Below are 9709 nucleotides of genomic sequence, written 5' to 3' on the forward strand. Positions count from 1 at the left end.
CGATTCCCAACTCATCCCGCCGATCATGCCTATGGTTCGCATCGTGGTCATTCTGCTGCCCTGCCGTTCTGGTTTGTCGAACCGACATAGTGCAGCGAAGCGCGGCGCGCGGCTAGGGCAATCTTTCGAGACAAACGCAGGTGCAGGCTAGCGTTCGCGTGCAATCGCGCAACTGTGGTCCTGCAGTTCTTCCGACGATCCAAAGTCGCCCTGCGCCAGACGTACGTGATCATTGAGCAGGAAAAACGCGGGCTTGCCGTCGGGCGTGGTCGTGCCGGTCAGCAGAAGCGTCTGGTCCGCCATGCGTCCCCCTTCGTTTGCCACATCGGCTGCGAGCAACTTGAAAGGATCGACCGAGGCGAGCGCCGGGTCATCGATACGCCTGATCCTGTACGCATGGCCGCGCAGCGAGGTAGGGAACGCGGTCCATTGCGTACCGATCTTCGGTCCTTGTTCGCGTAACGCGTTCACGACATCGGGCGCAAGGCAATCGATATGAATATGCAACTGGTTCTGCGAACGTCCGCTGGTCGAATTGATCGCGAGCGAAAGTTCATCGCGCGGCAATTCCTTGCCGAGTTTTGCGTTCACGAAGCGCCGGGCGTCCCATGCAGCGCGCCAATAGTTCGGCGTATCCGCCGCAAGCAACTCGGGACTTTCAATCCCGCCAATGCGTTTTGTCGGGATCAACAAGTACTGCGTGGCCCCGTTCAGGTCCTTCAGTACGGCATAGCCCTGAGTTGCATCGACATCGATACACTTTTGCGGCACGTCCGCCCCCTGCGCGGCCGGTTCACATGAGTTATGAACGATCTGCCATAACGCATTGGGATTGCCGGCGCATGCTGACGTCAGGATGACAGCCGCGAGCGCGGCCGCGAAAAAGCGAAGAAACCAAAGGTTCCGCATGGGGCGAATAGTCGAGACGAAAAGCTGCATCGTAGCAAGGGCGCTTTACGTCTGCATGACCTCTGCCTGGCAAGCCTCGTCCCAAATCACATGACGGGCAGATGCAAATGGTGCGGATGCTCGACCGTATCCGCGATCAGTCTCAGCGCGTCTTCGCATTCATCCAGATTTTTTGGACCGCCGAGGCAGACGCGAATGGCTTCGGGCGGATTGCCATCGGTAGCAAACGCCGTTGCCGATACCGCTCCGATCCCTTGCGAACGCAACTGCAACGCAAGCTCCGACGCTTGCCATCCGCATGCAGGATCGATCGGCATCCAGAAATGGAAGCCGGCGGGATCGGCATCGAACTTCCACTTCGATAACACGCGCGCCGCGATTGCCTGCCGCGCAGCGGACTCGGTCCGGATGGCGTCGAGCATCAGATCGGCGGTGCCGTCCACGACCCATTGCGTAGCGAGCAACATGGTGAACGGGCTCGCCATTACCGTCGTGGCGCGCAATGCGCCCGCGAGATGCTGCGCGCGCCGTGAAGAAGGCGCGCGAATGTAGGCCACGCGAAGCCCCGCGCCGAAGCTCTTCGAAAACCCTGTCACGTAGTAGGTCAGGTCCGGTGCGAACGACACCATTGCGTCGGGCGCGTTCGCGGGCAGCATGCCGTAGGCATCGTCTTCGATGATCGGCACGCTGTATCTCAACGCGACGTCGGCCAGCGCCTCCCGGCGCTTCGATGAAAGCGTGACCGTGCTCGGGTTCTGGATGGTCGGGTTGCAATAGAACGCGCTGGGCTTGTCGCTCTTGCAGAGCGCTTCGAAGGCATGCGCGAGGGGACCGTCGTCGTCGCGTGCAAGTGCTTGCAGACGCACGCCAAGCTGCGCTGCAATCGCCTTGATGCCGGGATACGCCAGCGTATCGAGACAGATGGTGCCGCCCGGCCGCGCGAGCTGCGACACCATCGCCACGAGCGCACTGTGGATGCCCGGACATACGAGCACCTTGTCTTCATCGCAGTCATCGAAACGGCGCTTGAGCCACCGGGTTCCCGCAGCGCGGTCGTCGGGCGTGCCGCCAAAATCCTGGTACCGCAATAGACGATAAGGATCGGTTGACGCGAAGAGCCGCGCCGCCGACTCGCGCAACCGTGCGGCAAGCTCGGCGGGTTCGGGCGGCATGTTCATGGTCATCTCGACACTGCTGCCGCCCGAGAGCGGCAACGTTGCCGTTCTCCCGCGCACGAACGTTCCGCTGCCTGCGCGCGAATCCAGCAGACCGCGTTTGCGCGCTTCTGCATAGGCACGCGCGACGGTCGTGTAGTTGAGCTGCAGTTCGTCGGCGAGATCGCGCAAACCGGGCAGCCGGTCGCGCGGGCGCAGTCGTCCGCTCGCCAGGTCTTCTTCGATTAGTTCTGGAATCAGCAAATAAGCCGGCTTGCGGCTTTCCGTGAGTTTTCTGATCCAGTGATGAGTAAGACTGGCCATGAAACGTTCTCTGATTAAGGGCGGTTAAAAAACGATAGCACGAAAAACGCAACCATAAAAAATTGATCGCATTGAATGATCGTAGGGAGAATCGTTTTGCAGGCGATCAATGCACGTAATGAGTGTTTATTGCACCAGTAGCGAGCGATTGCACCAACAAAACATCGCCCTGTTGGTGCGTGGGCGAATTTGACGTGGCGCCGAAGTGAGGCCCCGCAAGGCTTTCGGCGAGCCGATTCAAAATATTTCCCACTCGCCCAAGTGCTGATCGGTTGAATGATCGGGTATTGATCGCATTAACATTGCGTTTCAATGGCACGGCGGTTGCATTATCTGATTTGCAAGCAGCGTGGCGGGAACCGAATAAAAAACCGGATTCTCACTGTTATCGATGTTTTAAATCGTGTATTTAATGGAGATTAGAATGCCTGCCGTCAATATCCCGATGCACAAGAAAGGCGATTATCTTGTCGACTATGAAGAAAAGGTCTTTGAGGACGTCAAGGCCGCCCCGGGCGAAAAGGCGCTGGTGACGTTTCATACGGTCGCGTTCGAAGGTTCCATCGGCTTCGTGAACCTGCTGCAAGCCACGCGGCTCCTGCGCAAGGGCTTCGAAACATCGGTGCTGCTTTATGGTCCCGGCGTGACGCTCGGTTTGCAGCGCGGTTTCCCAACGCTCGGCGACGAAGCCTTTCCCGGCCACCTGAACTTCAACAAGCAGATCCAGAAGTTCATGGAAGAAGGCGGCAAGGTCTACGCGTGCCGCTTCGCATTGCAGGCGCTTTATGGGCAGGGCGAAGCATCGTTGATCGAAGGCATCAAGCCGATCAGCCCGCTCGACGTGCTCGACATCCAGCTGCTGCATCGGAAGGACGGCGCGCTGATCATCAACACGTGGACCGTCTGACATTGCCGACACTCTCGACCACGGAATGACCATGCCCGACAAGAGAATCGTCCGTGCTGCCGCGGTCCAGATTTCGCCGGACCTCGAACGCCCCGGCGGCACGCTCGAAAAGGTCCTCGCGACCATTGACGACGCCGCGCGCCAGGGCGTGCAGCTGATCGTCTTTCCCGAGACCTTCCTGCCCTACTACCCGTACTTTTCATTCGTGCGGGCACCGGTTGCATCGGGCGCGGAACACATGCGTCTTTACGACGAAGCCGTCGTCGTGCCTGGCCCGGTGACCCATGCGGTAACGGAACGGGCGCGGCGGCACGGCATGGTCGTGGTGCTGGGCGTGAACGAGCGCGATCACGGCAGCCTTTACAACGCGCAACTCATCTTCGATACCACCGGTGAGCTGCTTCTCAAGCGCCGCAAGATCACGCCCACGTTTCATGAGCGAATGATCTGGGGCATGGGCGACGCAGCGGGCTTGAAAGTGGCGCAGACGAGCATCGGCAAAGTGGGGGCGCTTGCGTGCTGGGAGCATTACAACCCGCTCGCGCGCTACGCGCTGATGACGCAGCACGAAGAGATCCATTGCAGCCAGTTCCCCGGTTCGCTCGTCGGTCCCATTTTCGGTGAGCAGATCGAAGTGACGATCCGGCATCACGCGCTGGAATCCGGCTGCTTCGTGGTCAATTCGACGGGGTGGCTGACCGAGGCGCAGATCGAATCCATCACGAAGGAACCCGGCCTGCAGAAGGCGCTTCGTGGCGGCTGCAATACCGCGATCATTTCGCCCGAAGGCCAGCACCTGGCGCCGCCGTTGCGCGAAGGCGAAGGCATGGTGATCGCGGATCTGGACATGTCGCTGATCACCAAACGCAAGCGCATGATGGATTCGGTCGGCCATTATGCGCGGCCCGAATTGCTGAGCCTTGCAATCAACGACCGCCCCGCCGTCACGTCGGCGCCCATGAATCCTTTCTCACCTTCAACCGGGGAAAAGCATGTTGAACGCGAACGCGAGCGGGACGATGTCGGCCGCGAGCCGGCAATTGATGACTGAACTGCAATCGACGGGCTTGCGTCTCGCCGACCCCGGCGCAGGCGTCAGCGTGGCGAGCCGTCGCGGCGGTGCGGGTCCGTCGGATCACAAGGCGGTGACCATCGACGGCGTGACCATCATGGTTCCGGTGCATACCAACACGGCATGGCACTCGCCGTTCGTTGCCTCCGCGCCCGATGCGAGCGGCAGCAGCGCATTGCTGCGCGGCTCCATTCCCATCGCGAATATCAGCTTCCCGAAGGCGCCACGCTTTTACGCGATGCAAACCTTCGACGGCGTGCCGTACTCGCACATCGCGACCTTGCACGGGTCCGACGTGCTCGCAACAACGGTGCTGCAAACCTGCATTCGATACGAAAGCCGCAAGAAGACCTGCAAGTTCTGCGCAATCGGTCAATCTCTTGCGGCAGGCCGGACGATCGCGCGCAAGACGCCCGAGCAACTCGCGGAAGTCGCACGTGCCGCTGTTCTGCTCGATGGTGTCAAGCATATGGTCCTGACCACCGGTACGCCGCCGACGAAAGACCGTGGCGCGCAGATCCTGTGCGAAAGCGCGTTTGCAATCAAGGCCGCCGTCGACCTTCCGATCCAGGCGCAATGCGAACCGCCCGACGACGACAAATGGTTCGAGCGCATGCGGGCAAGCGGTATCGATACATTGGGGATGCATCTGGAAGTGGTCACGCCCGCCCTGCGCGAGCAGATCATGCCGGGCAAGGCGAGCGTCCCCATCTCGCGCTACATGGAATCGTTCAAGGCGGCCGTCGCCGTGTTCGGTCGCGGGCAGGTCAGCACCTACATCCTCGCGGGACTGGGGGACACGGCCGAAGCAATTCTCTCGATCTCGCGCGAACTGGTGGACATCGGCGTGTACCCGTTCGTGGTTCCGTTCGTGCCGATCAGCGGAACACCGCTCGAGGATCATCCGGCGCCTTCCCCCGAGTTCATGAAGTCGGTGCTGCAGCCGCTCGGCGCGATGGTATCGGCCGGCGGCATGCGGTCCGGCGATATCAAGGCCGGTTGCGGAAAATGCGGCGCGTGTTCGTCGTTGTCTTCCTACGAGGTCTGAACCATGCTCGCCGATACCGAGGATCTCGCCCGCCTGTACACGCCCGCCAGCTTTACGATCAAGTGGACCACGCTGCAATGGGAAGCCGACGAGGCGTACAAGCTGCGGCGCGCGGTCTTCTGCATCGAGCAGGGGATTTTTATCGGCGATGACCGCGACGAGACCGATGACCGCGCGCAACTCCTCGTGGCGGTGAGTTGCATTGGTGGAATGCATGAGCAAGTGGTCGGCACCGTGCGCATTCACGAGGACGAACCCGGTGTGTGGACCGGTTCGCGGCTTGCCGTGCATGCGGCGTTCCGGCGCCACGGGAAGATTGGCGCAACGCTGATCAGGCTCGCTGTCAGCAGTGCGCACGCACTGGGCTGCAAGGAATTTCTCGCGCACGTGCAAAGCCAGAATGCGCCCTTGTTTCATGCGCTGCACTGGACCACATTGTCGGAGGAACTCATGCATGGACGGCCGCATCATCTGATGCGGGCCGACCTCGATTTTTATCCGCCGTGCGCGACGCCTCATGGCGGCTTCGTGACGCACTATGCGTCGGCGCGGAGTGCGGCATGAACGTGGCCGATCTTGTCGCCGCGTTGAGGGAGACGCGCGGCTTTCGCCATAAAACGGACATTGCAGGCGTGATGTCTTCGCTCGCACGTCACGCTCCTGCCTCGCTCGAAAACGTTGCCAATGGCGATGATTGCGCCGCCATCCCCGACGGCGACGGCTACTTGCTGTTCGCCATCGAAGGCATGGTCAGCGACTTCGTGCGCGACATGCCGTGGTTCGCCGGCTATAGCAGCGTAATGGTCAATGTCAGCGATATCTACGCGATGGGCGGCCGGCCCATCGCCGTAGTGGATGCGCTCTGGAGCGACGGCCTGCAGCGCGCTGAAGAGGTGCTGGCCGGGATGGCGGCGGCATCGGCGGCGTACGGCGTGCCGATCGTCGGCGGCCACAGCAATGCGCGCAGCGATCAGGCGCAGTTGGCGGTATCGATTATTGGACGCGCGAAGAAGTTGCTGTCCAGTTTCAGCGCCAGGCCCGGCGACCGGTTGATGATGGCCGTCGATTTGCGCGGGCGCTTCGAAGATCCGTATCCGTTCTGGAATGCATCGGTCGGCGCACCTGCTGAACGTCTGCGCGCTGATCTCGAAGTCCTGCCGATGCTTGCCGAAACCGGTCTCTGCAATGCCGCCAAGGACATCAGCATGGCCGGCGCGCTGGGCACTGCGCTGATGCTGCTGGAATGCTCCGGCGTGGGCGCGAGCATCGATCTGTCCCGCTTGCCGGCGCCGGCGCAGGTCGACCGTGTGCGATGGCTCACCGCATTCCCCAGCTTCGGCTTCGTGATGTCCGTGCGTGAAGAAAACGTCGCACGGGTCGAACAGATGTTCGTTGAACGCGGTCTCGCTTGCGCATCGATCGGCACGGTCAACGAATCGCGCAAGGTCACGCTTCACGATGGCGACGATCACGCCGAACTGTGGAACTTCGAGCACGACGCGTTCATAACGTCAGGGAGCGTGACGTAATGCGCGTCGCCCTCACCACGCATTCGGTCAATCCGCGCGGTGGCGTGGTGCATACGCTCGAACTCGCTGCTGCGCTGGTGGATGAAGGTCACGATGTCACGATCTTCGCACCCGCTGTACCTGGCGAATCGCTGTTCCGTGAGCCGCCATGCCGGGTGATTCTTGCGACTATCGAAGGCTCACAGCAGAACACAGTTGCAATGGTGGAAGCACGTCTTCGCGCTTTGAAAGCGAGCTTGAGAGCCTGCGACGCCGAAAGTTTCGACGTGCTGCACGCGCAGGACAGCATCAGCGGAAACGCGCTCGCGGAACTCAAGGAAGACGGCACAATAAAGGGCTTCATCCGCACCGTTCACCACCTGGATCATTTCGACAACCCGCGCCTTGCTGCCTGGCAAACGCGTGCGTGGCGCGACGCGGATCGTGTGTTGTGCGTGAGCGCAATGTGGACGCGCTTGATGCAGGAGAAGTACGGAGTCGATGCAACCACAGTATCGAACGGTGTCGACCTGACACGTTATTCTCCACAACGCACGCATCAAGACGAAGCGTCAGGCATCGATGGATCGCCGGTTGTGCTGGCTGTTGGCGGCATCGAAGCGCGCAAGAACACGGCCGCTTTGCTCGAAGCATTCGCGGTATTGATCCAACGCCGCCCCGAAGCGCGGCTCGTGGTTGCAGGAGGCGCGAGCCTGCTCGATCACAACGCATACGCGCTCGCTTTCATGCAACGCGTAGCCGAGCTGAATCTCACGCATGCGGTGACCGTCACCGGCCCCCTGGACGACGCCGCAATGCCCGCATTATTTCGCCGCGCCGATGTCCTCGCGATGGTATCCCTGAGCGAAGGTTTCGGCCTGGTCGTGCTCGAAGCGCTTGCAAGCGGTACGCCGGTGGTGGCATCGAACATTGCGCCCTTCACCGAATATCTCGACGACACTACCTGCTGCTGGGCCACGCCAACCGATCACGAATCGATCGCGAACGCGCTTGAACAAGTCATCAGCGGGCGTCACAAAACCGATTTTGACAACGCCGTCCCCGCGTTGCTCGCGCGAATGAGCTGGCAGGCATCCGCGAAGAAACATCTCGATATTTACAGCGGCTTGCTCGCAAGCCGTGCCCTCAAATCTCTCCAGGAAGCCGCCATGCCGGTCATGCATTTTCGAATCCAGTGGCCTGATGACAGCGAAGACAACTGCTATTCGCCATCGCAGGTCGTCAGTGATTTCTTTACGCCGGGCCAGGACTATCCCGTCGATGACTTCGTTTCGCGCGCCCGCGAGGCATTGAACATTGCATCCGAACGCGTGCGCGAGAAGTACGGCTTCGCGTGCTCGGCGGCGATGGACCAGCTCGCGAAGATCGAGGTCGACGCCGAACGTTTCATGGACGAACCCGACGCACGCGTCAAGGTCATCGCGCTCGTCTGAGCGCCGCCATTTTTCAGCGAGGACGCATCATGTCGCATATATCAGCGGACACGACGCACTACAGCGTGATCGTGGTCGGCGGTGGACAGGCGGGTTTGTCCGCGAGCTACTACCTTAAACAGGCCGGTATCGATCATCTCGTGCTGGAGAAAAACACCGTCACGCATACGTGGCGATCGCAACGTTGGGATGCGTTCTGCCTCGTGACGCCGAACTGGCAATGCGCGCTGCCGGGTTATCCATACGCGGGTGACGACCCGCACGGCTTCATGGTGAAAGACGAGATCATTGCGTATCTCGACGGCTTCATCAAGGCGGTCGATGCACCCGTGATCGAGCATGCCGAAGTCAGGCGTGTCGCACGAAATGGCGAAGGCGGATTCAGCGTATCGACCAGCCAGGGCGCGTTCACGGCGGATCAGATCGTGATTGCATCGGGCGGATATCACACGCCCATCGTGCCGCGCATGGCCGAGCGCCTGCCGCGTTCCATCGCGCAGATACAGTCGTCGGAATACCGCAATCCGCAGGCGTTGCCCGAAGGCGCCGTGCTTGTGGTCGGCTCGGGGCAGTCGGGCGCGCAGATCGCCGAGGACCTGCATCTCGCTGGACGCAAGGTCATTCTCGCGGTAGGCGAAGCGCCGCGTTGCGCACGTTTCTACAGAGGCCGCGACGTGGTCGACTGGCTCGCCGACATGAAGTACTACGACATGCCCGTCGAACAACATCCGTTGCGTGAAGGCGTACGCGACAACACCAACCACTACGTGACCGGCCGCGATGGCGGACGCGATATCGACTTGCGCAAGTTCGCCGCCGAAGGCATGGAATTGTACGGACGCCTGCAGGACCTGCAGGATGGCGTGCTGCACTTCGCGCCGAACCTTATCGATAACCTGGACAGCGCCGACAAAACGTTCAACGGCATCAACGCAGGGATTGATGCGTTCATCGAGAAGAACGGCATCGAAGCGCCGCCGGGATCGCGCTACGAGCCGGTATGGTCGCCTGCGGAGGAACGCACCACGCTGGATCTGCAGACAAGCGGCATAGGGTCGATTGTGTGGTGTATCGGCTTTACGCCCGACTTCAGTTGGCTCGATGCCCCTGTCTTCAACGGCCGCGGTTATCCGGCGCACACGCGCGGGGTGACGCCTGTCGATGGAATCTATTTCGTCGGCTTGCCGTGGTTGCACACATGGGGCTCGGGACGATTCTCGGGCGTGGCGCGCGACGCCGAGTATGTCGTGAATAAAGTCAGCGTTTATCGGGAAGCTAAAGCGCGCGATGCAATTGCCGTTTAAGAAAAACGAAGACCCCGCGAGTGCGGGGT

9 protein-coding genes and 2 pseudogenes (1 of these 11 cut by a window edge) are annotated in these 9709 nt (G+C 61.0%); 8 read left to right on the forward strand and 3 right to left on the reverse strand.

The genetic code is table 11. The features are described 5' to 3' along the window. From ACFFAR_RS14820 to ACFFAR_RS14830, 3 genes and pseudogenes are all read right to left on the reverse strand, one after another. Nucleotides 1-51, reverse strand: a pseudogene (locus tag ACFFAR_RS14820) (aspartate/glutamate racemase family protein); its annotated part reaches 342 nt to the left of the window's first position; the annotation flags it as partial. A 96-nt stretch (nt 52-147) separates the two neighbouring features. Continuing rightward, nucleotides 148-909 carry a CDP-diacylglycerol diphosphatase gene (locus tag ACFFAR_RS14825; RefSeq protein WP_375508058.1) on the reverse strand — a complete coding sequence of 254 codons (762 nt, stop codon included), beginning with the start codon at nt 907-909 and terminating at the stop codon, nt 148-150. An 86-nt stretch (nt 910-995) separates the two neighbouring features. Next, on the reverse strand, nt 996-2387 hold the full coding sequence (locus ACFFAR_RS14830; RefSeq protein ID WP_174363107.1) for an aminotransferase class I/II-fold pyridoxal phosphate-dependent enzyme: 1392 nt from the start codon (nt 2385-2387) through the stop codon (nt 996-998). Between the two features lie 424 nt (nt 2388-2811). Between ACFFAR_RS14830 and ACFFAR_RS14835 the strand changes: the two genes are divergently transcribed. The 8 genes and pseudogenes from ACFFAR_RS14835 to ACFFAR_RS14870 all read left to right on the forward strand — a co-directional run bounded on the left by ACFFAR_RS14835 (nt 2812) and on the right by ACFFAR_RS14870 (nt 9680). Next, nucleotides 2812-3294 (forward strand): MSMEG_0572/Sll0783 family nitrogen starvation response protein, encoded by a 483-nt coding sequence (locus ACFFAR_RS14835; protein ID WP_056365868.1) that lies wholly within the window; start codon nt 2812-2814, stop codon nt 3292-3294. 31 nt (nt 3295-3325) lie between these two features. Next, a complete protein-coding gene (locus ACFFAR_RS14840; RefSeq protein WP_375508059.1) occupies nt 3326-4345 on the forward strand; it encodes a Nit6803 family nitrilase in 1020 nt (339 codons plus the stop codon). After that, the gene (locus tag ACFFAR_RS14845) at nt 4338-5414 is read left to right on the forward strand and encodes an MSMEG_0568 family radical SAM protein (protein WP_062172647.1); all 1077 of its coding nucleotides are present in this window, start codon (nt 4338-4340) and stop codon (nt 5412-5414) included. Before ACFFAR_RS14840 ends, ACFFAR_RS14845 begins: the two co-directional genes overlap by 8 nt. A 3-nt stretch (nt 5415-5417) precedes the next feature. Next, nucleotides 5418-5978 (forward strand): MSMEG_0567/Sll0786 family nitrogen starvation N-acetyltransferase, encoded by a 561-nt coding sequence (locus ACFFAR_RS14850; RefSeq protein WP_174363109.1) that lies wholly within the window; start codon nt 5418-5420, stop codon nt 5976-5978. Beyond that, on the forward strand, nt 5975-6943 hold the full coding sequence (locus ACFFAR_RS14855) for a sll0787 family AIR synthase-like protein (RefSeq protein ID WP_174363110.1): 969 nt from the start codon (nt 5975-5977) through the stop codon (nt 6941-6943). Before ACFFAR_RS14850 ends, ACFFAR_RS14855 begins: the two co-directional genes overlap by 4 nt. Then, nucleotides 6943-8067: pseudogene (locus tag ACFFAR_RS14860) on the forward strand (MSMEG_0565 family glycosyltransferase); the annotation flags it as partial. The gene ACFFAR_RS14855 and the pseudogene ACFFAR_RS14860, both read left to right, overlap by 1 nt. A gap of 24 nt (nt 8068-8091) precedes the next feature. Next, a complete protein-coding gene (locus ACFFAR_RS14865; protein ID WP_172812042.1) occupies nt 8092-8376 on the forward strand; it encodes an MSMEG_0570 family nitrogen starvation response protein in 285 nt (94 codons plus the stop codon). Nucleotides 8377-8405: 29 nt separating this feature from the next. After that, nucleotides 8406-9680: an MSMEG_0569 family flavin-dependent oxidoreductase gene (locus ACFFAR_RS14870; RefSeq protein WP_174363111.1), complete on the forward strand. Its 1275-nt coding sequence runs from the start codon at nt 8406-8408 to the stop codon at nt 9678-9680. Nucleotides 9681-9709 lie beyond the last annotated feature (29 nt).

This window comes from uncultured Caballeronia sp. (genome assembly GCF_964243625.1).
Taxonomy (GTDB): domain Bacteria; phylum Pseudomonadota; class Gammaproteobacteria; order Burkholderiales; family Burkholderiaceae; genus Caballeronia.

What these genes read in the sequence shown, in the direction of transcription:
- ACFFAR_RS14855 (WP_174363110.1), top strand. Translation starts at nt 5,975, where the DNA reads ATGAACGTGGCCGATCTTGTCGCCGCGTTGAGGGAGACGCGCGGCTTT.
- ACFFAR_RS14835 (WP_056365868.1), top strand. Translation starts at nt 2,812, where the DNA reads ATGCCTGCCGTCAATATCCCGATGCACAAGAAAGGCGATTATCTTGTC.
- ACFFAR_RS14840 (WP_375508059.1), top strand. Translation starts at nt 3,326, where the DNA reads ATGCCCGACAAGAGAATCGTCCGTGCTGCCGCGGTCCAGATTTCGCCG.
- ACFFAR_RS14870 (WP_174363111.1), top strand. Translation starts at nt 8,406, where the DNA reads ATGTCGCATATATCAGCGGACACGACGCACTACAGCGTGATCGTGGTC.
- ACFFAR_RS14830 (WP_174363107.1), bottom strand. Translation starts at nt 2,387, where the DNA reads ATGGCCAGTCTTACTCATCACTGGATCAGAAAACTCACGGAAAGCCGC.
- ACFFAR_RS14865 (WP_172812042.1), top strand. Translation starts at nt 8,092, where the DNA reads ATGCCGGTCATGCATTTTCGAATCCAGTGGCCTGATGACAGCGAAGAC.
- ACFFAR_RS14845 (WP_062172647.1), top strand. Translation starts at nt 4,338, where the DNA reads ATGACTGAACTGCAATCGACGGGCTTGCGTCTCGCCGACCCCGGCGCA.
- ACFFAR_RS14825 (WP_375508058.1), bottom strand. Translation starts at nt 909, where the DNA reads ATGCGGAACCTTTGGTTTCTTCGCTTTTTCGCGGCCGCGCTCGCGGCT.
- ACFFAR_RS14850 (WP_174363109.1), top strand. Translation starts at nt 5,418, where the DNA reads ATGCTCGCCGATACCGAGGATCTCGCCCGCCTGTACACGCCCGCCAGC.